The organism is Microcystis sp. M113S1 (assembly GCF_020246945.1).
Lineage (GTDB): Bacteria > Cyanobacteriota > Cyanobacteriia > Cyanobacteriales > Microcystaceae > Microcystis.
Window position 1 is genome coordinate 1 of sequence record NZ_JADBSA010000079.1, and the last position, 22,566, is coordinate 22,566.

The window sequence follows — 22,566 nt, forward strand, 5'->3', positions numbered from 1 at the left end:
AAACTCTTGCATAAATGCAAGCTATCAAGTCGGGTTTTGAATGGTTGTCATCCGTTATGATAATTGTACCAGAAGGCAATTGATAACCTGTTAAATTCCCTTGTTTCCACCATCTCCAAGCCGTTCGATAACTTATTCCTGCTTTTTTTGCATAGTCTGATAGTTTCATGTCTATATATTACCATGCCTGACTATATCTGACTATATTTGTATTGAAACTTTACAATACCAATTTCCCGAATCGGAGTCTCAAAAATGGAAATTAACAAGTTTTCCTTTTGGCTCGTCGGTCGTCAATACCAAATTAGGTTACACTTCATCGACCCCAGGGTTAATGCGGATGGAGGGACTCGAACCCACACATCAAAGACACTAGAACCTAAATCTAGCGCGTCTACCAATTCCGCCACATCCGCAAATATGTCACCGTATTTCATCATAGCATAAGATACTATAGGAAAGATAAAATTTTTTATTCTTAATAATTTTATGCTCTTAGGTTTTGTCTTTCAGTCTCCCGGCCCCGTCCTCTGGGAGATCGGACCAATTTCGGTGCGCTGGTATGGATTTCTCATCGCTATGGCGGTATTATTGGGTGTCACCCTCTCCCAGTACCTCGCCCAAAAAAGAGCGATCGATCCGGATTTAATCGCTGATTTGGCCATTTGGTTAGTAGTGGGGGCTATACCTGCAGCCCGTCTGTACTATGTTCTCTTTCAGTGGCAAGAATACGCGCAAAATCCTGCTGATATTATCGCCATTTGGAAGGGAGGTATCGCTATTCACGGGGCAATTATCGGGGGTTTGCTGGCAGCCCTAATCTTTGCCCGCGTTAATCGGGTTTCTCTTTGGCAATTACTCGATCTGGTGGCACCTTCAGTTATTCTCGGTCAAGCGATCGGACGTTGGGGTAACTTTTTTAATTCGGAAGCTTTTGGCAGTCCGACTAATTTACCTTGGAAGTTGTTTATTCCTCCGGCTAGTCGTCCTTTAGAATATATCGCCGTCGATTATTTTCACCCCACCTTTCTCTACGAATCTCTCTGGAATCTGGGAGTTTTTGCCCTACTCATCTATCTATTTTTCTGGGGTTTAAAATACCCTAGTAAATTAAAAATTGGCACCCTTACCCTAGTCTATTTTATCGCCTACAGTCTAGGTAGATTCTGGATCGAGGGGCTACGCACCGATAGTTTAATGTTTGGACCTCTGAAAATGGCGCAAATAATTAGTTTAGCGGCGATCGCTATCGGTATTTTCGGTTTATTCTGGTTATATAAACTGCAGCGTCCTTTACCAGATGTGGTGGCGACCGTCAGTTATAATCAAAAGTCACCCTAGCTAACCCTGACAATGGATATAGTAACGATTTTTCAACAGGTTTTAAACGGTTTATCGATCGGTAGTGTCTATGCTATTTTTGCCCTCGGTTACACTTTGATTTTTTCCATTTTAGGGATTATCAATTTTGCCCATGGCGCAATTTTTACCCTCGGTGCCTATTTTACCTACGCTCTAGCGGGGGGAGTTTTCGGTTTTAATGGTTTATTGGCTAATGCCAAATTACCCTTTTCCTTACCCTTTTTTTTGGCACTTTTGCTAGGCTGTATCCTTTCAGGTTTCACCTCGGTTCTTCTGGAAAGATTGGCCTTTAAACCCCTCCGGGTACGGGGTTCCGATTCTCTCTTGACTCTGGTTTCTAGCCTAGGGGCAGCCTTGGTGATTGTCAATGTCATTCAATACTTATTCGGGGCAGAAATTTATACTTTTCCCGATGGGATTTATGGCAATCTTCCCCCCGCAATTAATTTTGGTACAGCCGATCGCCCCGTGGCAATTCGCACAATTCAGATGATTATTTTTCTGGTTTCAGCAGTGATGGTAGCTTTACTGACTTATTGGGTTAATTTTACCAAAATGGGCAAAGCTTTACAAGCAGTAGCTGAAGATGTCACCACTGCCAGTTTGTTGGGGATCAATCCCGAAAAATTTATCGTGATTACCTTTTTTATTAGTGGTGCCTTGGCAGGTTTAGCAGGAACTTTAGTCGGTTCTAGTGTTAGTATCGCCGGTCCCTATTTCGGCATTGCTTTCGGATTAAAAGGTTTAGGAGTGATTGTTTTAGGGGGATTGGGAAGTATCCCCGGAGCGGTAATCGGTGGTTTATTATTGGGTATTGCCGAAGCTTTTGTTCCCGCAGAATATTCCGGTTATCGAGAGGCGATCGCTTTTGCTATTCTCTTTATTATGTTGTTAGTTCGTCCCCAGGGTTTACTAGGCAGAAAGTTAATTCAAAAAGTCTAAGTCGGTTTAATTGGCCGAGAGAAAAACTGTTTTTCCCGACAAGGAAGATTGATAGGCAGCATAGGCCACTTCTAGGGCATAAAGACTGGCTTGGGGAGTAACATAGAGAGGAACCCGATCGAACAGATAATCTAGTACCATGGCGGTATCTTTGGCAAAAAGACCGCGACGGGTTTCCGCTTCTAAAGCTTGGCTACCTTCACTATTAATTAACTGCCCTGTTTCCCCTTCAAAAATTAAGCTACCCCCCTCGCCATGAATAGTGAAAGTTCGCTCATTCTGCCAAAAAACTTCCCCTTTGCCGTAGGTAACTTCGGCAATTAAGCCATTTTTAAATAATAACTGCGCCTCACACAAACAGGCCAGAAAATAATCGGATTCCGGGGCATTCCAATAACGACAATGACAGGATACGGACTCCACTTCCCCAAATAAATTAGTCAAGCGATGGATACGAGAAAGGGCAGCGATCAAAGGAAAACCGAATAAATCCCGATGAAATGTCCAGCGCCGGGGTGCTGGTCTGCCGGGGGCGATCGTGGTATAACGGGCTAGGTGGATATTGCCGAGGGTGGCTAAATACTGCTGTTGGGTTTGATGCAGTCCCCCCAAAAGTTCAATATGTTCGACGTGCAGTAATTTGTTCTCGGTTTCGGCTAGGGTGATTAATTCAGCTGCCGCTGCCGGGTGGAAAGCTAGGGGATACTCGACGATAACGTGCTTACCGGATTTTAAGGCAGTACGGGCGATCGAGGCATGGGCCTGATTAACATTGGCAACGACAATCAGATCGAGATCGGGATGGCTGGCCAGGCTTACTGCCGAATCTAGGGCAGAAATTTGGTATTTTTGCGAGAAATTAGCGATCGATTCGGCACTATTACCGCTAAAATGCAGAAGCCTAGCGCGATCATCCGCTTGCAAGCTTTCAGCGCGACGTTGAGCGGCGAACCCCGTCCCAACTATACCAATTTTTAGAGGACGATGAGAAGTCATCAGGGGCATTCTGGAGACATTAATTATCGGGAAGTGGGGTGTGGGAAGTGGGGAGAATAAATAAAAATAATCTCCTGACTCCTGCCGACTGCCTCTCGCCTTTTCCAGCTTTATCTTGGCAATCAACCTATCTATTATCTCAAAAATAGCACCCTAAAAGATGTGGGAGGGTGAATTCATATTTTGAATGGGCAACGCCAATTTTTTGCTCCTGTTTAGGCCCCAGATCTTCTAAACCGCGATCGGTTGTCGGGGAGCATGACGACGAGGGGAAACCACCACGGGAGTTGGCGACACTGCACAGGTTAATTCTAGAGACTGTTCTAAACTAACCACCCGATTGAGTTGTTGCCATTCAGTGCTAAAAGGAGGCATCGCTAGAGCGCAGGCTTTCCAATGAGCTTCGACGGGAACATCTAGTTGTTGACAAGTGCCACCGCGCCGACCTTGGGTTTGATAGTATCGGCAGTATCGACAGGAAGAGGTAAGAAAGTTTGCGGCTTGCATGGTTTGGCTTTAAAAGGAAGATGATTATAAGGAACTCAAGGGATGACTCTCTTTTCGCTCTGTGTAATATTGTCCTACTCTCTGCCAAGGGTATTTTCCTGACTACCACAGCTAGAACTGATATGCCATATAGTTTTTAGTGATCCCCAAAAAAAATTTTATTTTTAGAATCTTTTAATAGTTACTTTGCAAAAAGCAGCACTGTCTCAAAACTGAAGATTTCAACTCAGTTGTGGCCGAGGTTATTGGGTCTAGTATCAGCAATAACAGAACGGGGATCAAGCCTTAGCTCGATAGAATTGATGAATACAGGTTCAATTAAGACAGAAAAGATCGCCCAATTGATTCCTGACTCAAAACCACTCTTTCCACAAGACTATAAAAAAATTGAATCTTTTACCCCGCCCGACTGGGCAAAACAAAAAGCACAACATTGCCAACGCTCAAGCTCTCCGGAGGGAGTGGGAGACTGACAACGAGGGCAAATTGGCCAGGATCGGGTTCTATGACGTATTTTCTGGCTCCAAGTCTCTAAAATGTCCGGTTGCTGGGGATTTTCTGGCGGTTTTTCCGGGGTGACATAGCTAGGATGATCTCTGAGGGAATTAGGCGCGATCGCTTCTAGCGGAATTAACTGACTATCCTGCTGCCAACGGGCAGCAGAAAAGCGGATATCGCTCAAGGGAGTCTCTAACTGACTATTAAGCCGTTTTAATAAGCTATAGCGTTGTAAAGACAATTCCTGTGCTAAAGCGGCGCTACTGGTAGCCACCGATAAAACCCCGCGACTCAGGGAAAAAGGCCGGGTTTGCTCAAGCAGACGGGAATTAATAATTTTTGGCCACAATTGCAGCACTTGATCATAGTGGCAATATTCTTCCCAACCCGCCTGTTGAGTAATAACCGCCAAAATTTTGGCAAGAGAATGTAAAGACATAGAGAAAATCTAGGGAATACCACGATACACTAGGACGAAAAAACCTGCTAACTTTTCAGCATAACCTTTAATATCCTTGCCCTAGATATCCGCCATGAAATCCGATCGATCCCCATCCCCCCAAGATTTGCCTCTCTCGATCGTCCATCAACCCAGTTCAGCCATCGATCCCGCTCGGGAACCAGAATACCTAGAAGCTGCTGTCATTAACGTCTATCCCCAAGCTAAAGATGTCTTTTTTACCCCTTGGGGTATCCGGGCAATGGTGATCTTTTTAATTGCTAATAGTCTCCTCAGTCTCAATCAATGGTTAACCAATACTACCCCCACCCCGAGGAAAGCTGAGAATTCCCCCCTCGAGCAGCGCCAAAATAACTCCCGCCACCTCGATCGATTGATAGCGATCGCTCGTCCAGTACAGAAAACTCCTCAAACCAGTCCGATCGTTAATATTCCCGCTCCTCCCCTTAAAACCAGCCCGATAACTAATATTACCGCCCCACCAGTGGTTCAGAGTCCCCCCACCGCTATAAATCCGACTAATGCCCTCTTACCGCCAAATCCGCCACCGTCCCCCATGCCTGCCCATCAATTACCCGTCAGTAAGATCAAGCAATCTTTACCCGTCGCCCCCACTTCCCCCAGTACCCCGCCAGTATCTTCCCTAGTTTCCGCACCACCGCCACCACCACCCCAAGTCACCCCTGCCCCCTCGACCGCGATCATTAACGAACGAATGTTGGAGGAATTGCGTCAAAGAGAAGAATCACCCGCTAATTTACCCTTTTTTCAACGGGAAAAAGCCCGTCGTCTGGCTAATCAAAACCGACAGGATGCCACGGAGTTAATGAAACAGTTACCGCCAGAATTACAAGCATCCCCTTCTCCCAGTAGTCCGGCACCTTCAGAAACAGCCGATCCCTCCCAGTCCCCCGTCCCTAGTTCTATCATTATTGATAGGAGCGGCACTTCGGTAAACTATTAGGGTTCCTATCGGGAGGACGGCAATGGGTTTGTTTGAGCGCATGGGCCAAGCAATTCGCGCCCAAGTCAATAGTCTGATTCAGGAAAATCAAGATCCAGAAAAACTACTGGAAAAGGCGATCTTGGAGATGGAAGGGGAATTGATGCAAATGCGACAAGCCCTGGCGGCAGCCGTCGCTACCCAGAAACGTACCGAGCGCCAACGACAACAACAGGAAAAAGCAGCCCAAACTTGGCACGAACGCGCCCAATTAGCCCTAAATCACGGTAACGAGGAACTCGCCCGCCAAGCTCTCAGCCAATGGCAAACCTATCAAAGTCAGATCGCCCCCCTACAAACCTCCCTGCAACAACAAACGGCCATTATACAAAAGTTAAAGAAAGAACTCTTGACAATTGAACGCAAATATGCTGAGATGAAAGCACAGAAAAGCCTTTATGTGGCCAGATTGCGATCAGCGAGTGCCAGTCAAAAAGCCCAAGAAATTATGGGCAGTTTGAACAGCAGTCAGATGGGGACTATTTTCGAGAAATTAGAAGCAAAAGTCTTAGAAGCCGAATCCCAAGCCGATTTAATCCAGTATAAAGACCCCTTAGAGCGACAATTCCAAGATTTGGAGGGACAAAAACAAATTGAAGCCGAATTACTCAAGTTAAAACAAGAAAACTTGGATGGGTGATGGGGAGATGGGGTGATGGGGAGATGGGGTGATGGGAAAATTTCAACTAAAACCCCAATACCCCAATACCCCAATACCCCAATACCCCAATACCCTAATACCCTATCCCCTAACCTAGCTCTCGTGGTTTATATTGGAGAATAAGCCGTTAGGCAACATGGGAAATTTTAAGAACAGTTAACCGATTTAGTACACACCGAGAGGAACAAGAGCGTCATGGGTTTATTCGATCGCCTTAGCCGAGTTGTCCGAGCTAACCTCAATGATATGGTGAGCAAGGCTGAAGATCCAGAAAAAATGCTGGAGCAAGCTGTCAGTGATATGCAAGAGGATCTAGTACAGGTACGTCAAGCGGTCGCTAGAGCGATCGCCGAACAACGACAAACAGAACAAAAATACAGCAAAGACCAGTCAGAAGCGGTTAAATGGGAACAAAGAGCCAAATTAGCCCTTTCTAAAGGGGATGAAACTCTCGCCCGGGAAGCTCTTAAACGCAAGAAAGATTTCACGGAAACCGCCGCCATTCTCAAAAATCAACTGGATCAGCAAACGGTACAGGTAGAAAGTCTGAGAAAAAACTTGATTGCGCTCGAAAGTAAGATTTCTGAGGCAAAAACCAAGAAAAATATGTTAGTAGCTCGCTCCAGAGCCGCAAAAGCTAACGAAGAACTCCAAAAAACCCTCGGCAGTATCGATACCAGTAGTTCCATGTCCGCTTTTGAGCGCATGGAAGAAAAAGTTGTGCAGATAGAGGCCCGTAGTCAAGCTTACGGTGAATTGGGTGGCATCGGCATCGAAAATCAATTCGCTGCACTAGAATCGGGTAGCGATGTGGAGGATGAATTGGCACTGCTAAAAGCAGGAATGTCCGGGGGAGCATTACCCGGTACAGCTTCTAGTCAACCCACTTTACCCCAAGCAACCACCGTCAGGGATTCGGCAGTGGATGCAGAATTAGAGGAATTGCGATCGAAGTTAAAAGAACTGTAAAACTTTGAGCGCATCGAGACGTATCATCTATGGTACGTCTCTATTTATTAGTTTTGTTGTTGAGATAGGAAATAAGCTAAGACGCATTTTAACCGCCTATCCTTAGATTAGCTGAATTTCCCCCAATCCCTTTACTGTTGCCTCTTGCCTCATCTCAACAAGCAATTTAAATACGCGGGCAGCTTATCCCTGTTGTTATTACTAGACAAGGGCAGCTTTGTCGATACTAAACATCTGATTAGGTTTTGCCGAGCAGAATTATCCACCCTATTCCGTTAATCCTTCAGCGTGTTTAACCGAGCGTAGTTGGTTAAGAAACTGCTCTATTTCTTGAGTTTTATCGATCTTGGGTGGTAAATTAAAGCCATATTCAAGAGGAGCATCAATAACAAGAATTTTTTGATTATTGATGTTACTTTCGTCAATCAACCATAAAGCATGGGTTTGATAAGCTGGAATCACTAATAATCTGACTATGATATTTTCTTCAGGGATATTTTCATCAATCCAGCTAATAGCTTGATCGAATTTTTGTGCTAATTCCGATTGAAAAATTCCATCCACAGACCAATCTGTAGGTTCACTGCCAAGGCTACTGGAGCGAGCGTAGGCGATCGGGGTATTATCTGATTTTACTTGAAGATGCCATTGCCCTGATGGATGAGCTAAACGGGTTAAATCGTTGGTTGGTTCAACCACTGCATTTGCAGGTAGATTCCAGACGTCTACACTTTCATGCAAAGCAGGGGAAACTGCACCGAGAGACTCAGTTATTCTAGACAAGCTAAAACCTACTTTTCTTTGTAACTGAGTTAAAACGTCATCGGGTAAGGTTTTAAAATGTGCCATTTTAGTTTATCTCCTAATATTAATCCATGTCCATCGCCATTGACCTTCGCCATAGGCAGTTTTAACTCGATCGTAGGGAATAATTATTTCACCCCGCCAAGGATCATAAATGATGACCTGGGGGACTGAATCAATTATATCCCAACCGACTGCTAAAACGGCATGACCTCCTCCTCCATTCCATTTAAAACCGATTTCTACTGCACGTTGATTATCAAGTTCAGTTTGTAAGGTGGTAAATTCAATCAAACCATTAATATAAATTGGATTAAAACTATACCTTACCCACATAGGAGCAATATTAAGAATTGGCAAGGGTTTATTGCATAATGAACTATTGGGTGAACTGCAACAACCTGTTAATTCAAAAGCAACATTGGCAAGGTTACATTGCTGCGTTGTGATGTCATCATTTTGCTGAAAAACCATCTGCATTGAAGCCGCCCAACACCATTGGGTTTGTTCTTGTTTAATCCAAGTGATTTTGTTAATTCTAGTGGCTTGCCCTAGGGTATCATCGCTGACAAAAGCTAAAAAAGCTGCTGCTTGTAAAATGATCGGCTTTCCTTGTTCAACTCTTAAAGGCATCGATTTTTTCTGGGAGTGATATAAAGTAATTGGAAAAAGAGTAACTCAGCAGCATAACTTTGTTACTCTTAATTATCATTAGAACAGTGATTCTAAAACTCAGCACTAATAGAAATTCCAACAGACACACGACCTAGAGCATCTTCCCCCGTCTGAGCAAAAGCAACTATTCTCTGAGGAAGAGTGTTAGGAGGTGTTTCCCAGTCTAGATTAATTGCAGCACCTGTAATTAATTTTGTCCAATCAGGAGCGGCACCATCTCCTATGGTTTCTCCCACTGCATCCACAAGTGCATCAGCAATAACTTTAGCTAAACCTTTACTTGCTGCAGATAAAAAGACTTTGGCCGCTTCTTCAGGAGTGCCTCCTAAGCTACCACTTAAGTCAGCAGGTAATTGAATACCGTCAATTTTTGCCATATTTAACACTCTACTTTCATTTGATGTTTTTAGTCTATCTGACTGACATAAAAATAACATTTGGATCGACTATCAATATGTTCTTTAATTAATTCTTCATTTTTTATTGATTAAATGCTAGTTACTAAACGGTAAACAACGGAAATTGTCGGTATTTTTATTAAGCCTCTTTACAAAAGTCGGATAATAACGGATAATGACGGTAGATGGTAATCTGGCTGAAAGCAAAAAAGTCATTCACATGGATACTCAAGAGATTTTTAACCTTATTGATGAGGTGGTTTTTAGGCAAACAGGAAAACACCTAGATACTTTACAATTGGGGATTTTAAAAAGCGTTTTTAATGGTTATAAATATGCTCAAATCGCCCAAGATTATAAATGCAGTGAAGGTCATGCTAGAGATAAAGCCTATGAACTTTGGCACATTCTCTCAGAAGCATTAGGCGAAGATTTAAACAAATCAAATGTTCGATCAGCAATTGAAAGATTAATAATTACTAATAGTAGCAATAACTTGGTTAATTCTGGACAAATTGAAAAACTTAATTTTTGTCCCAACTCCCCTCAATATCCTGAAAACTTAGCCATGGATAATTCTGATATAATTGAAACCGAAAACTTGTTGATTGAAGAAAAATTAAAAGAAGCAAAACTAGAAACCGTTCCCAGACTGGTGCAAGTAGGGCTAACTGCTGAACAAATTGCTCAAGCCCTCGATTTACCTTTGTCATTAATTTTAGAAACTTTAAGGTAATTTCTTAATGGATAGCACAATAGTTTTTTTTCAAAATCTCACAAAGAATCGAGGCAATGTTATCCTTAATGTCTCTCGGCTTATTAGTTTATAATCTCGGTCAGGGAGAACTGAGAAATAGCTTACAGCCCTTCTCATAAAGATGAAGTATAACCTAAATTGGTATCTACGACCGAAGACCGGCTACTGTTAACCGTTTCGGCGTTCCCCAACTACCTCATCACTAGGTAAAAATCCCCAAGCAATGCCGCTCAAAACCCTTTAATTCTGAAGATAATCCTAAGATTTACCCCGAAAAAGAGCCAGAAAGGTGAGGATAGCTAGGATGGAAGTGAAAAGCAATTTTGACTCGAAATTATCCCAAGGGATCGATCGCATTTAACGAAACCCTTACCCTAACAGCATAGGACAAGAGAAGGACTTATTAAGGAGAAACCCAGCCATGAAAATCGGCATAATCAAAGAAAGTGACCAAGGCGAGGCGCGGGTGGCGCTAGTGCCAGATACCGTCGCCCGTTTAGTCAAGGCGGGATTTGAGGTAATTGTCCAAAATACGGCGGGAATTAGCGCTAACTTTGCCGATAGTGCCTATAGTGCCGTGGGAGCCGCCCTGAGCGAAAACAGCGAATATATCTATGAAACTGCCGATATTATTCTCAAAGTCGCTCCTCCTAGCGATAGCGAGATCGATCGCCTGAAAAGTGGAGGTATCCTCATCGGCTTTCTCGATCCCCTGCGTCAGCCCCGGCGCATTGCCAAATTAGCCGAGCGCGGGATTACAGCTTTGAGCATGGAATTAATTCCCCGCAGTAGTCGCGCCCAGAGCATGGATGCCCTCTCCTCTCAGGCTAACCTCGCCGGTTACAAAGCAGTACTCCTCGCCGCTGTTGGGCTGCCGAAAATGTTCCCGATGATGACTACCGCCGCCGGTACGATCGCCCCGGCCAAAGTGCTGGTATTGGGGGCAGGAGTTGCCGGATTGCAAGCTTGCGCTACCGCCCGCCGTTTGGGGGCAGTGGTGGAGGCTTTTGATATTCGTCCCCAAGTCAAAGAAGAAGTGCAGAGTGTCGGGGCGAAATTTATTGAAATGCCCCTAGAAGAAGATACCGTCGCCGATAACGGTTACGCCAAAGAGGTTTCTCTTAGCACACAGGAGCGCATTTGTCAAGCCCTAACGGAACCAATTAAGCGAGCCGATGTGGTGATCACCACCGCCCAAGTACCGGGGAAACAGGCCCCGCTGCTAGTCACCAAAGAAATGATCGCCACCATGAAACCGGGGTCGGTAATCGTTGATTTAGCGGCGGAACAGGGCGGAAATTGCGCCTACACCCAACCGGGACGAGAAATCATCGTTAATGGGGTCAAAATCGTCGGAGCCGTTAATCTTCCTGCCACAGTGGCCACCAATGCCAGCCAGATGTACGCCAAAAACCTGCAAATGCTGCTACAGCTTCTAGTCAGCAAAGACGGCAGTTTAAACCTCGATTTTGCCGATGACATCATTGATAGCGCCTGTGTCACCCACGCCGGCGAAATCCGCAACCAACGCATTAAATCCGCCCTCAGTGAACAGTTATCGGCTTTTTAGCTATCAGCTTTTTCTCCCCATCCCCTATCCCCTATCCCCCATCCCCTAACCCCCATCCCCTATCCCCCATCCCCTATCCCCCATCCCCTATCCCCCATCCCCCATCCCCTATCCCCCATCCCCTATCCCCCATCCCCTTTTTACTTAACCAATGACTGCCCAACTTTTAACCGCTTTAGTGGTATTTGTCCTCGCTTCCTTTGTCGGTTTCGAGGTGATCAATAAAGTTCCTCCCACTCTCCATACACCCCTGATGTCGGGAGCGAATGCAATTTCCGGTATCGCCGTTGTTGGTGCGCTCCTCATCGCCGGAGGCACGGATTGGCACGAATTAACCGTAATTTTAGGGTTAATTGCCGTTATTTTGGCGATGGTTAACGTGGTCGGTGGTTTTGTCGTTACCGATCGAATGCTGCAAATGTTCAAGAAAAAAGAGGCTAAATCATGAATAATGCCCTTACCACAGGGATCGAGTTATCCTATCTACTCGCCGCCATCTTATTTATCATCGGTCTTAAACAATTATCTTCCCCCGCTACCGCCCGTCAAGGCAATTTTCTGGCCGCCATCGGGATGCTAATCGCCATTATTGCCACCTTAATCAATCAAGAAATCCTCAGCTATGGTTTAATCGCCGTGGCGCTGGTGATTGGCTCGATTATCGGCTTAGTTTCGGCGCAAAAAGTCCCGATGACAGCTATGCCCCAAATGGTGGGGATTTTTAACGGTTTAGGCGGTGCTGCCAGCGCCTTAATTGCCATTGGCGAATACTGGCGTTTACTGCAAAGTGGTGAAAATATTGCCTTTGACTCGATACTGATCGCTATTTTGGGTGTATTGATCGGTGGTGTCACTTTTACCGGTAGTGTCCTCGCTTTTGCCAAATTACAGGAATTAATCACTGGTGCGCCCGTAACTTTTCCTTTCCAACAACCCTTTAACATTCTCTTGCTACTCACCTTTTTAGGGGGTAGTGTCTATCTCTTTTTCGATCCCACCTCGATCGATGTTTTCCTGACCTTGGTGGTACTTTCCCTAATTTTTGGGGCTTTATTCGTGCTTCCCATCGGCGGCGGCGATATGCCCGTGGTTATCTCCCTCTTAAACTCTTTTTCGGGGATTGCCGCTAGTGTAGTCGGTTTTATCCTGATGAATAGTATGCTGATCATCGCCGGTGCTTTGGTGGGTGCGTCGGGGATTATCCTGACTCAGATCATGTGTAAAGCCATGAATCGATCGCTGGCTAGTGTACTATTTGGGGCATTTGGTACAGGTGCTAGTGCCGGGGGCAAAGCGAGCGCCACTTCTAGCCTTGATAAATCGGTTCATGCCATCGATTCAGAAGAAGGGGCAATGATGCTCGGTTATGCGCGTTCTGTGGTGATTGTACCCGGTTACGGCATGGCGGTGGCCCAAGCACAACACGCGGTGCGAGAATTGGCTGAACAGTTGGAAAAAAATGGCGTTGAGGTTAAATATGCTATTCACCCCGTGGCGGGAAGAATGCCCGGTCACATGAATGTATTACTGGCCGAAGCTAACGTTCCCTATCCCCAACTCTACGATATGGATGATATTAATCCTGAGTTTGAGCGCGTCGATGTGGCGTTAATTATTGGGGCGAATGATGTGGTTAATCCCGCTGCCCGTCACGATAAGGCTAGTCCGATTTATGGAATGCCGATTCTCGACGTGGATAAGGCACAGCACACGATCGTGATTAAGCGGAGTATGCGATCGGGTTTTGCCGGGGTAGAAAACGAATTATTCTACAATCCTAAAACCTTTATGCTCTTTGGTAGCGCTCAAGATGTGGTAGCACAATTAGTATCACAAGTCAAGGATTTGTCATAATTCTTAACAAATAGGACGGGGTGAAAACCCCGTCTTTTTTTTATCCGATTTTCCAGAGTTTAAAGATAATCGAGAACTAATTCCCCTTTGCTCACTTTTTCGGTAATTAAAGTTCTGACTAACTCTAATTCTTCTAGGGTCACTTTACCATCAGACCTCATAGCTAGGGCGATTCTTTCCCTTTCCCCTTGAGTGATCACGCCATCAACACTAGCCTGTTCGATAATAGCTCGCAACTTTTCTAGTTCCTGTTGTTCTTCTGCGGTTAATTCTGCTTGATTAGGACGAGATATTTCCATAAAAATTTCTCCTTGAGCGATCAATACAAACTTGATAATTTTTTTCTAAGTAGTAGAACCCATGGCAGTTATCCCCAGTCAGGATCAGGAATCAGGAACAATGCCTAATCAGTTTACACTTCATATTTCCTCGGAAACCCTCTCAACAAATACATTTGTATTAAGAAACATTAATAAAGCTGAGAGCCTTGACTATTGCCTCTGGGTTATTCCCTTGCCTCACGGTTAACTTTAATTTTGCTCGACCACTTAGAGTTAGCGAATACATTATAGCAGTTATCTTAATGGCGAGAGAAACTCTGTAGTACACGATCACATCGATAATTTCTAGGTTCGATTTCCTAGCTTGCCAACCGCTAACTATTTATCTAGTGATTTGAAAAGAGAGGGTCTTGATCCCGACATTTTTAGATATTGATTTTGGCTAGACCTTGATTCTTGGCAGGGAGCCAGTAGGCCTGAATAGATGATTGATGATAACTGATAGAGCTTACAGTATAGTGATTAATAGAAGCATTTTGCAAAGAATTATCGAGATAAAGAATGGATATTCGATCGACTGACACCTCGCTCCTTGCTTGGACAGGAGACACTTTAGCCCTAGGTTTACCAGAAGGAGCCATAGAGATTGCAGGAGAATTGGCAGAATTGAACGATAAACTAGGGGGAACCCTAGAGGAGCTCATCTCCGAGACGGAATTCGAGGGAAAATTAGGCAGCAGTGCGGCGACTCGTCTAGGTGGTGGAGGTCTGATTCGCAAATTAATCCTGGTGGGATTGGGAAAAACTGCCGATTTCGACCTGCAAACCCTGCGTCTAGCGGCCGCCGCCATCGCTCGTCTGGCCAAACAACAAAAAAGCCAAGCTCTGGCCATCAGTTTACCGGTAGTTGCCGATCAGTCCGCCACTGCCGGAGCAATCACGGAAGGGCTGCTGCTGGCCACTCATCAGGATAACCGCTTCAAGTCCACTAAAGAGGAAAAAGGAGCCAAATTAGAAACCGTCGAGTTATTGGGTTTAGGAGAACAATCATCAGCGATCGCCAAAGCCGAGCAAATCTGTTCTGGAGTGATTCTGGCCAGAGAATTAGTCAATGCTCCCGCTAACACCGTCACCCCCCTGACCATGGCAGCCACCGCCGAGCAAATTGCCGCCGAATACGGATTAAGTCTCAAAATTCTGGAACAGGAAGAATGCGAAAGCTTGGGCATGGGAGCCTTCTTAGGAGTAGCCAAAGCCTCGGATATTCCCCCGAAATTCCTTCATTTAATCTATAAACCCCAAGGAACCCCGAAACGTAAACTAGCAATCGTCGGCAAAAGTTTAACCTTTGATTCCGGCGGTTTGAATATTAAAGGGGCCGGCAGTGGCATCGAAACCATGAAAATGGATATGGGGGGTGGTGCCGCCACCCTAGGCGCAGCCAAGGCGATCGCCCAATTACAGCCAGAAGTGGAAGTACACTTTATCTGTCCGGCTACAGAAAATATGATTAGTGGTCGCGCTATGCACCCCGGGGACATTTTAACCGCTTCTAATGGCAAAACTATTGAAGTCAATAACACCGATGCCGAGGGACGATTAACCCTAGCCGATGGCTTGGTTTTTGCGGAAAAATTAGAGGTGGATGCGATCGTGGATCTAGCCACTTTAACCGGGGCCTGTGTCATCGCTTTGGGGGACGATATCGCCGGTTTATGGAGTAGCGATGAGAGTCTCACTGTTCAACTCCAAGAGGCCGCTAAATTAGCCGGCGAAAAATTCTGGCCAATGCCCCTAGAAGAAAAATATTTCGAGGGGATGAAGTCTCAAATTGCCGATATGAAAAACACCGGCCCGCGCCCCGGCGGTTCCATTACAGCCGCTTTATTTTTGAAGCAATTCATTAATAATACTCCCTGGCTCCACCTAGATATCGCAGGACCGGTCTGGTCCGATAAAGAAAATGGAGTTAATAATTCCGGGGCGACCGGTTTTCCCGTCCGCACTCTAGTTAATTGGGTAATGGCCAATAATTAAGTTATCGGTGATCGGTAAGCGGTATTAGGTGAGGAGTATTTTCACTGTTTACTGTTTACCGATCCCTGAAAAATCTGCCCCACCCCTCACCCCTATCTCAAGGTCGCGAGAGGACTCCCGTTAAACTGCGTAGCGGTTAACGGGAGATGAATCGCTACCAGAATGAAACTAACGCAGTAGCCTTTCCACTTTTGGGGAGTTTTGGTTCTCGACGTATTTTTTTAGTTGTTCGACAGTAACGTCGCCACAACTAGCCACGAAATAAGCTCCCGCCCAAAAATAGGGTTTGTTGTCGAAATACTTTGCCGCCAAATCCGGAAATTCTTGTCTAATTAAGCGACTACTAACTGTTTTAAGGTTAGCGATTAGTTTGGTCCATGATTGTAATTAGTTGATATACTAGGCAGTAAGTGTTACAATTTAACTATACATCACATCACGAAACTAACGACAGTGATAACGCTTACCTACCAGTACAAACTAAAGGTAAACAAGAAACAGGAACGAGAGATTGTCCACATTCTTGATGTTTGTAAGAGCGTTTATAATTACGCGCTCTCGGAACGGAAAGATTGGTTAAACTCTCGAAAGTGTCTTGCGGATCGCTGTTCGCTAGTTTCTGAGTACATAATTCCTGCGGATCAACCCTATCCAAATTACTTCGTTCAAGCTAAAAATCTAACGGAAGCTAAAAAAGTTTACCCGATATTAAAGACGGTTAACGCTCAAGTCTTACAGCAAGTTTTAAAAACTGTAGATAAAGCGTTTGACCACATGAAATCGAAAGGCTTCGGCTTTCCTAGATTTAAGAAAAAGATGCGAAGTTTTGTTTTCCCCGCGCTCTCGAAAAATTTTCTAGGTGACGAATACTTAAATTTTCCACAATTGGGAAAAATTCGGATTAGGAAATCTAGGGAGTACCCGTCTGGGTTTGAGCCTAAACAAGCTCGAATTATCCAAAAAGCGTCGGGATTTTACGTTTCGGTTTCTTTCCAATCTACGGAATTAGTTCCCGATCTGACAGTAGGGAAGACCTGTTTAGGAATTGACGCGGGAATTGAGAGTTTTGTCGCTACTTCACGGGGAGATTTAATCAAAGCCCCTCGATTTTTGTTGAAAGTACAGAGTAAGCTTAAATTGCTACAAAGACGCTTGCAACATCAAGTCAAAGGCTCGAACAATTGGTTAAAACTTCAGGAGAAGATAGCAAGATTACACGAAAAAGTGTCTAATACTCGTAGAGATTGGCACTTTAAACTAGCTCATTACCTTTGTGATATCGCTGATAACATCTTCCTTGAAGATATTAACTTCGTTTCCTGGTCTAGAGGGATCGTTAGAAAACAATCTCTGGATTCAGGTATCGGTAGTTTTATTAACGAGATATTACCGTTTGTCGCTTGGAAACGGGGAAAATATTATCTTAAGGTTGATAAAAACGGAACCTCGCAAGAGTGTCCGAATTGTGGCGCAATTACTGGTAAAAAAGCGTTATCGGAAAGAGTTCACCGGTGTGATTCTTGCGGCCACATTGAACCGAGAGATACGGCATCAGCGAAGGTAATTGAGAACCGAGGAAAAAACGCGGTCGGACTGACCGTGTTAGAAAACGCTCGCGGAGGCGATTTGACGGGGATCGACTGGGTTAAACTCGGTGGATCTAGTTAAAAGCCTAAGAACCGAGAATCCCCCGCTACACCGCGCGAGCGGTTAGCGGGGGAGAGTCAATCCCCGATAACTGATAACTGCTAGACTAATTGGGTGATGCTTGCAAGATTAATAAAACCAGTGTCGAGATTAGAATGCAGGGACTTTTAAGAAAACTTTGGCGTGCGATCGAAAACTTTTTTACCCGACTTTTGGGGGGACAAGGGGGAAAGGGGAAAGTACAAGCGATCGAATCTGTTCCCCTAACCGATACAGATTACGAGTTTCTCTATATGCAGTTACTCGATGGAGTGGCCCACGGTTGGCACGAAGGCAGAATTCTGAGATTTTTTGAGAAACTGGGCGATCGAGGTCGGCAAAAAGATTGGGTAGAATGGTTAGAGCGTTTTGGAACCCGTCTGCAATCCTCCGCTTCCCTTAACCAACTTCTCGCCACCAGAATGATTCGTTTAGGAGAATTAGCTCGCGCTTTTCCCGGGATTGAACGTATTGGTGAAGCTTCCTACGAGATCGGTTATCAACTCTACACCAAAGAAACTGCCACTTTAATCTGGGAATACGCCGGCAAGGATGAGGACCCGGGCAGTTATTCCCTGCCGCAACCCCCAGAAAATCTCTTATATTCGGGTGAAACTAGCGATTTTAACGGTGTTGACTCGGAAAATCCCCAATTAGAAACCCTCACCCTCGATGAATTATTTAACCGTCTGCAAAACGATCCTACCCTAGCGGGCCAAATGGCCGAACAATTAGGCATCGAAAATAAGGACGCAGAAAGCATTATTGATAGTCTCATCGCTCAATTTTCCTCACAGGAAGGTAAAAACCCTGAAACTGCCGCAGATTGGTTTAATCAGGGCTTAGAACAGGCAAATTTAGGCAATTGGTCAAATGCGATCGCCGACTGGGAACAGGCCTTGACGATCGATCCCCAATTAGCCTCGGCCTGGCATAATCGTGGTAGTGCCTTAGCCATGGTCGGTAACTACGAAGAAGCTTTAAATAGTTATGATCGCGCCCTAGAAATCACCCCCAACGATCACCAAGTCATTAACGCTAGGGGCAGCGCCCTATACGGACTGCAACGTTGGCAAGAAGCGTTAGAATGTTGGCAACAGGTGCTAGAAGCGGACGATAATTTTTATCAAGCTTGGTACAATCGCGGCAGTACCCTAGAAAATTTGGGCGAAACCCAAGCAGCGATCGCCTGTTATCAAAAAGCTTTAGGGATTGCGCCGGATTTTGAGCTTGCCCAAACCCGTCTAGAGGCTTTACTAGGGCAAAAACCGCCCGAAGACGACGGTAATCCCCCCGCCTGATTCAATCTGAACTTGAGCAGTCAACAGCCTACAATTAGGGAAGGATAGAGACTAATTTTAATCAATCAGGCCCAGCAATGAGTATAAAAAGCAAACCTCCTTCACAATCTCGCCTGATCGGTAATGTTTTATTAGCCGTAGGCGGCTTATTTCTGATTGTTAATCTCCTTTTCCCGCAATTATTTGGCCCTAGCGTCCCCAAAGTTCCCTACAGTCTCTTTATCGACCAAGTGGAAGATGGCAACGTCGCTAGGGTATCCGTGGGACAGAATGAGATTCGTTATCAGCTTAAAAACGACCAAGAGGGCAACTACGGACGAATTTTCAGCACTACACCGATTTTTGACCTAGAATTGCCCAAACGTCTAGAAGTCAAGGGCGTAGAATTCGCCGCCGCACCACCACCAAAAAATGGCTGGATTGGTAGTGTCCTTAGTTGGGTGATTCCTCCCCTGATTTTTGTTGGTATTTGGCAATTTTTCCTCGCTCGCAGCGGTGGCGGTGGTCCAGCCGGGGCTTTATCGATTACCAAAAGTCGCGCTAAAGTCTATGTGGAAGGAGATACCACCAAAACCACTTTTGAAGATGTGGCTGGTGTGGAAGAAGCGAAAACCGAATTGGCCGAAATCGTCGAATTTCTCAAATATCCCCAACGTTACATTCAAATCGGGGCGCGGATTCCCAAGGGTGTTCTCTTAGTCGGTCCGCCGGGGACAGGAAAAACCCTGCTGGCCAAAGCAGTCGCGGGAGAAGCGGGGGTTCCTTTCTTTAGTATCTCAGGTTCGGAATTCGTGGAACTCTTTGTCGGTGCAGGTGCGGCCCGAGTGCGAGATCTATTTGAACAGGCCAAGAAAAAAGCCCCCTGTATTATTTTTATCGATGAATTAGACGCGATCGGTAAATCTCGCGCTAACGGTAATTTTATGGGGGGTAACGATGAACGGGAACAGACTTTAAACCAATTATTGACGGAAATGGACGGTTTTAACGCCGGCGATGCGACGGTGATCGTTCTAGCCGCTACTAATCGCCCCGAAACTCTTGATACCGCCCTTTTACGCCCCGGCCGTTTTGATCGTCAAGTGTTAGTTGATCGCCCCGATCTGGCTGGACGCTTAAAAATCCTCGAAATCTACGCAGGTAAGGTAAAATTAGGATCGGGTGTGGATTTAAAACAGATTGCTACCCGTACCCCCGGTTTTGCTGGTGCTGACTTAGCTAATCTAGTCAATGAGGCGGCTTTATTGGCAGCGCGCAATCAACGCAGCACCGTCGCCCAAGAGGACTTTAATGAGGCAATCGAGCGGGTAGTGGCCGGTTTAGAGAAGAAAAGCCGGGTTCTGTCGGAAAAAGAGAAGAAAATCGTCGCTTATCACGAAGTTGGTCACGCTCTCGTCGGTGCAGTTATGCCGGGGGGTGGTAAAGTTGCCAAGATTTCGATCGTGCCTCGCGGCATGGCAGCCCTCGGTTATACCCTGCAAATGCCCACGGAAGACCGTTTCCTCATGGATGATACGGAATTACGCGACCAAATTGCTACTCTTTTAGGTGGTCGGGCTGCCGAGGAAATTATCTTCGGTAGTATTACTACTGGGGCCGCTAATGACCTGCAGCGGGCGACGGACTTGGCCGAACGCATGGTGACGACCTATGGTATGAGTAAGACCCTCGGTCCCCTAGCCTACGAAAAAGGTCAACAGAATAGTTTTCTGGGAGATGGCATGATGAATCCCCGGCGCTTGGTGAGCGATGACACGGCCCGAGCGATCGATAATGAAGTGAAAGAGATTGTCGAAAATGGTCATCAGCAGGCCTTGGATATTCTCGCTCAAAATCGCGATTTACTCGAAGAAATTGCCCAAGAAATCCTCAGTAAAGAGGTGATCGAAGGGCAACAATTGCAGGCCCTGCTCGATCGCGTTAAACCCCTCGATCGAGAACCTGTTACTGTTTAGATTGATTTGATTTTTGCCCTGCCCCATCTTGAACAAAGATGGGGTTTCTTATCCAGAAATTTTGACTTTTAAGAGGGATTGGGGCTGAATATTGAGGAGATAATCAAGAAAAGTCTTGGCGATCACCGATAGTTTTTTATCCTTGGGATAAACCACATACCAATGGCGTTGGATGGGAAAATCTTCCACGTCAAGGATGGCAAATTCCCCATTGGGATTATCTAAATTTAAGACGTGCTGAGACAGAACCGAAATTCCTAAACCACCGGCGATCGCTTGTTTAATGGCTTCATTATTGCCGATTTCCAAACGCAGAGATACAGTGATGCCATGGTCGAGAAAAATTTGCTGCACTGCCCGTCTAATTCCCGATCCCATTTCCCGCATGATAAAAGGTTCCCCTTGCAGCCGTTTAATCGGAATTTTTTTCTGTCCCGCTAGGGGGTGATCTTTGCGGGCAATAACGACAAGGGGGTTTTCCAGAAACGTTCGAATCTCGAGGTTTAGAGCTTCGGGGGGTTCGCTTAAAATATATAGGTCATCAACATTATTGATGATCCTTGCTTCTATATCTTGGTGATTGGTCAATTGTAGGGACACATCTACCCCTTGGTACTGTTGACAAAAAGGACCTAATATCTGAGGGATTAAATATTGGGCTGTGGATACCGCCGCTAAACGCAGTTTACCCTGTTTAATGCCCTTGATGTCAGCGATCGCCATCTCAAAGTTATCAAGATCCTTGAGGACTGCCTGACAGGTTACTAATAAACTGCGTCCGGCCTCGGTTAAATACAAACGTTTGCCTATCTGTTCAAATAGGGGCAGACCCACTGCTTTAGTCAGTTGTTTCATCTGGGTAGAAACGGTGGGTTGGGTGATCGATAGTTCTTCAGCAGCTTTGGTGAAACTGCCATGACGAGCGGTCGCTTCAAAGACGATCAGTTGATGTAAAGTGGCTTGAATCAAGAGAAGCCTCTAGAGCGCTACACTTCTGTTACTGCCTTGAGGAGCTTTGCTAAACAGAAGCAGGAATGGAGGGGAACGGGTGAACACTTCCCACACTGCTTATATCATAGGTTTAAATCAATACTTTTGTAAAGATATATCGATTCAAACTCAATTTACAAAAATTTGCTTGTCAAGCTATCGGTTCCAGTTTATAACAATCGATCTTTAAAAACCATAAAGTTTTGTCTATCAAGCTTGGTCTGTCAACCGCCGGCTTTGTTGTGGCCAAAAATCCTTTGCTCAGTTGGATTCTCATGCAAATAACCAATCGTATTCATTTTGACAATTTGCGGGGCGATATATTCGGTGGTCTAACAGCTGCCGTCGTTTCTCTCCCTCTAGCTCTCGCTTTCGAGGTAGCTTCTGGGGCTGGGGCGATCGTGGCTAGTTTAACCGCTAAAAATCCCGAATTAGGCCTACCCCCGTACTTGACGCTGTCCAAAGTTCTGCTGTGCAACAGGTTTGCTTAAGCGGTAAAGAGCCTTACTCTTACTCTTTTTCAGCTTTTGAAAGTTCATTTAGTTCATTTATCGAAAATTTGGGTTAAAACCCCGTCGTTTTACGACGGCTTTTCTTGATCTTTAATATAGCACCTAAGAACTTCCAATGGCGCACCTCCTACAGAAGAAACAAAATAACTAGGCGACCAAAGAGCATCTTTCCCATAGGGTTTAGGATAGCCAGCTTGTCCATACCTGCGACTAGAAACCCCTTTTAAAGAATTAACCATTACAGAAATAGATAGTTTCGGTGGGTATTCAATTAGAGCGTGTACATGATCAGATTCCCCGTTAAATTCTAGCACCTGAAAATTGATCTTTTCCGCAACTTCCCTAAAA

Annotated in this window: 22 protein-coding genes, 1 tRNA gene and 2 pseudogenes; 14 read left to right on the forward strand and 11 right to left on the reverse strand. The window is 45.3% G+C overall.

What is annotated here, in order from left to right; translation table 11 throughout:
* Nucleotides 1-335: 335 nt before the first annotated feature.
* Nucleotides 336-416: transfer RNA gene (locus tag IM319_RS04570), tRNA-Leu, on the reverse strand.
* A 73-nt stretch (nucleotides 417-489) separates the two neighbouring features.
* On the opposite strand from IM319_RS04570, the gene lgt reads away from it, so the two are divergent.
* Complete coding sequence (lgt, locus tag IM319_RS04575; protein ID WP_287734797.1) at nucleotides 490-1,341, forward strand: prolipoprotein diacylglyceryl transferase; 852 nt, start codon at nucleotides 490-492, stop codon at nucleotides 1,339-1,341.
* A 12-nt stretch (nucleotides 1,342-1,353) separates the two neighbouring features.
* The gene (locus IM319_RS04580; RefSeq protein ID WP_287734798.1) at nucleotides 1,354-2,304 is read left to right on the forward strand and encodes a branched-chain amino acid ABC transporter permease; all 951 of its coding nucleotides are present in this window, start codon (nucleotides 1,354-1,356) and stop codon (nucleotides 2,302-2,304) included.
* A gap of 6 nt (nucleotides 2,305-2,310) precedes the next feature.
* Here IM319_RS04580 and IM319_RS04585 read toward each other — a convergent pair whose 3' ends face one another.
* From IM319_RS04585 to IM319_RS04595, 3 genes are all read right to left on the reverse strand, one after another.
* Nucleotides 2,311-3,309: a Gfo/Idh/MocA family protein gene (locus IM319_RS04585; RefSeq protein ID WP_287734814.1), complete on the reverse strand. Its 999-nt coding sequence runs from the start codon at nucleotides 3,307-3,309 to the stop codon at nucleotides 2,311-2,313.
* Between the two features lie 222 nt (nucleotides 3,310-3,531).
* On the reverse strand, nucleotides 3,532-3,807 hold the full coding sequence (locus tag IM319_RS04590) for a hypothetical protein (protein ID WP_002785575.1): 276 nt from the start codon (nucleotides 3,805-3,807) through the stop codon (nucleotides 3,532-3,534).
* Nucleotides 3,808-4,183: 376 nt separating this feature from the next.
* Nucleotides 4,184-4,744 carry a DUF721 domain-containing protein gene (locus IM319_RS04595; protein WP_287734799.1) on the reverse strand — a complete coding sequence of 187 codons (561 nt, stop codon included), beginning with the start codon at nucleotides 4,742-4,744 and terminating at the stop codon, nucleotides 4,184-4,186.
* 94 nt (nucleotides 4,745-4,838) lie between these two features.
* On the opposite strand from IM319_RS04595, the gene IM319_RS04600 reads away from it, so the two are divergent.
* The 3 genes from IM319_RS04600 to IM319_RS04610 all read left to right on the forward strand — a co-directional run bounded on the left by IM319_RS04600 (nucleotide 4,839) and on the right by IM319_RS04610 (nucleotide 7,398).
* Entirely contained in the window at nucleotides 4,839-5,729 is an 891-nt protein-coding gene (locus IM319_RS04600; protein ID WP_287734801.1) for a hypothetical protein, read from the forward strand.
* 22 nt (nucleotides 5,730-5,751) lie between these two features.
* The gene (locus IM319_RS04605) at nucleotides 5,752-6,408 is read left to right on the forward strand and encodes a PspA/IM30 family protein (protein ID WP_287677402.1); all 657 of its coding nucleotides are present in this window, start codon (nucleotides 5,752-5,754) and stop codon (nucleotides 6,406-6,408) included.
* 216 nt (nucleotides 6,409-6,624) lie between these two features.
* Complete coding sequence (locus tag IM319_RS04610; RefSeq protein WP_287734802.1) at nucleotides 6,625-7,398, forward strand: PspA/IM30 family protein; 774 nt, start codon at nucleotides 6,625-6,627, stop codon at nucleotides 7,396-7,398.
* A 267-nt stretch (nucleotides 7,399-7,665) separates the two neighbouring features.
* Here IM319_RS04610 and IM319_RS04615 read toward each other — a convergent pair whose 3' ends face one another.
* The 3 genes from IM319_RS04615 to IM319_RS04625 form a co-directional block, all read right to left on the reverse strand.
* A complete protein-coding gene (locus tag IM319_RS04615; protein ID WP_002774898.1) occupies nucleotides 7,666-8,247 on the reverse strand; it encodes a hypothetical protein in 582 nt (193 codons plus the stop codon).
* Nucleotides 8,248-8,253: 6 nt separating this feature from the next.
* The gene (locus IM319_RS04620) at nucleotides 8,254-8,835 is read right to left on the reverse strand and encodes a papain-like cysteine protease family protein (RefSeq protein ID WP_287734803.1); all 582 of its coding nucleotides are present in this window, start codon (nucleotides 8,833-8,835) and stop codon (nucleotides 8,254-8,256) included.
* A 92-nt stretch (nucleotides 8,836-8,927) separates the two neighbouring features.
* Nucleotides 8,928-9,254 (reverse strand): hypothetical protein, encoded by a 327-nt coding sequence (locus IM319_RS04625; protein WP_043998890.1) that lies wholly within the window; start codon nucleotides 9,252-9,254, stop codon nucleotides 8,928-8,930.
* Nucleotides 9,255-9,495: 241 nt separating this feature from the next.
* Here IM319_RS04625 and IM319_RS04630 point away from each other — a divergent pair, with 241 nt between their 5' ends.
* The 4 genes from IM319_RS04630 (at nucleotide 9,496) to IM319_RS04645 (ending at nucleotide 13,456) form a co-directional block, all read left to right on the forward strand.
* On the forward strand, nucleotides 9,496-10,011 hold the full coding sequence (locus tag IM319_RS04630) for a hypothetical protein (RefSeq protein WP_287734816.1): 516 nt from the start codon (nucleotides 9,496-9,498) through the stop codon (nucleotides 10,009-10,011).
* A 442-nt stretch (nucleotides 10,012-10,453) separates the two neighbouring features.
* On the forward strand, nucleotides 10,454-11,602 hold the full coding sequence (locus IM319_RS04635; protein WP_287075849.1) for a Re/Si-specific NAD(P)(+) transhydrogenase subunit alpha: 1,149 nt from the start codon (nucleotides 10,454-10,456) through the stop codon (nucleotides 11,600-11,602).
* A 151-nt stretch (nucleotides 11,603-11,753) separates the two neighbouring features.
* Nucleotides 11,754-12,050, forward strand: a complete 297-nt coding sequence (locus IM319_RS04640; protein ID WP_002733247.1) for an NAD(P) transhydrogenase subunit alpha — start codon at nucleotides 11,754-11,756, stop codon at nucleotides 12,048-12,050.
* Entirely contained in the window at nucleotides 12,047-13,456 is a 1,410-nt protein-coding gene (locus IM319_RS04645; protein WP_286827408.1) for an NAD(P)(+) transhydrogenase (Re/Si-specific) subunit beta, read from the forward strand. The genes IM319_RS04640 and IM319_RS04645 overlap by 4 nt, the downstream gene beginning before the upstream one ends.
* A 59-nt stretch (nucleotides 13,457-13,515) precedes the next feature.
* Here the strand turns inward: IM319_RS04645 and IM319_RS04650 are convergent, their stop codons facing one another.
* Nucleotides 13,516-13,755, reverse strand: a complete 240-nt coding sequence (locus tag IM319_RS04650; protein WP_002757689.1) for a hypothetical protein — start codon at nucleotides 13,753-13,755, stop codon at nucleotides 13,516-13,518.
* Between the two features lie 543 nt (nucleotides 13,756-14,298).
* Here IM319_RS04650 and IM319_RS04655 point away from each other — a divergent pair.
* Nucleotides 14,299-15,774: a leucyl aminopeptidase gene (locus tag IM319_RS04655; RefSeq protein WP_287734805.1), complete on the forward strand. Its 1,476-nt coding sequence runs from the start codon at nucleotides 14,299-14,301 to the stop codon at nucleotides 15,772-15,774.
* A 168-nt stretch (nucleotides 15,775-15,942) separates the two neighbouring features.
* Here IM319_RS04655 and IM319_RS04660 read toward each other — a convergent pair.
* Nucleotides 15,943-16,149, reverse strand: a pseudogene (locus tag IM319_RS04660) (IS200/IS605 family transposase); the annotation flags it as partial.
* Between the two features lie 78 nt (nucleotides 16,150-16,227).
* On the opposite strand from IM319_RS04660, the gene IM319_RS04665 reads away from it, so the two are divergent.
* The 3 genes from IM319_RS04665 to ftsH4 all read left to right on the forward strand — a co-directional run bounded on the left by IM319_RS04665 (nucleotide 16,228) and on the right by ftsH4 (nucleotide 20,716).
* On the forward strand, nucleotides 16,228-17,442 hold the full coding sequence (locus IM319_RS04665) for an RNA-guided endonuclease InsQ/TnpB family protein (protein WP_287734807.1): 1,215 nt from the start codon (nucleotides 16,228-16,230) through the stop codon (nucleotides 17,440-17,442).
* 134 nt (nucleotides 17,443-17,576) lie between these two features.
* Nucleotides 17,577-18,761, forward strand: a complete 1,185-nt coding sequence (locus IM319_RS04670) for a tetratricopeptide repeat protein (protein ID WP_287734808.1) — start codon at nucleotides 17,577-17,579, stop codon at nucleotides 18,759-18,761.
* A 77-nt stretch (nucleotides 18,762-18,838) separates the two neighbouring features.
* Complete coding sequence (ftsH4, locus tag IM319_RS04675) at nucleotides 18,839-20,716, forward strand: ATP-dependent zinc metalloprotease FtsH4 (RefSeq protein WP_287734809.1); 1,878 nt, start codon at nucleotides 18,839-18,841, stop codon at nucleotides 20,714-20,716.
* A 48-nt stretch (nucleotides 20,717-20,764) separates the two neighbouring features.
* Here ftsH4 and IM319_RS04680 read toward each other — a convergent pair whose 3' ends face one another.
* A complete protein-coding gene (locus tag IM319_RS04680; protein WP_287686133.1) occupies nucleotides 20,765-21,685 on the reverse strand; it encodes a LysR family transcriptional regulator in 921 nt (306 codons plus the stop codon).
* Between the two features lie 296 nt (nucleotides 21,686-21,981).
* Between IM319_RS04680 and IM319_RS22395 the strand changes: the two are divergent.
* Nucleotides 21,982-22,164: pseudogene (locus IM319_RS22395) on the forward strand (sulfate permease); the annotation flags it as partial.
* Between the two features lie 122 nt (nucleotides 22,165-22,286).
* Here IM319_RS22395 and tnpA read toward each other — a convergent pair.
* Nucleotides 22,287-22,566, reverse strand: a 280-nt coding sequence (tnpA, locus tag IM319_RS04690) for an IS200/IS605 family transposase (RefSeq protein ID WP_287734812.1), incomplete at its 5' end; no start/stop codon positions are given.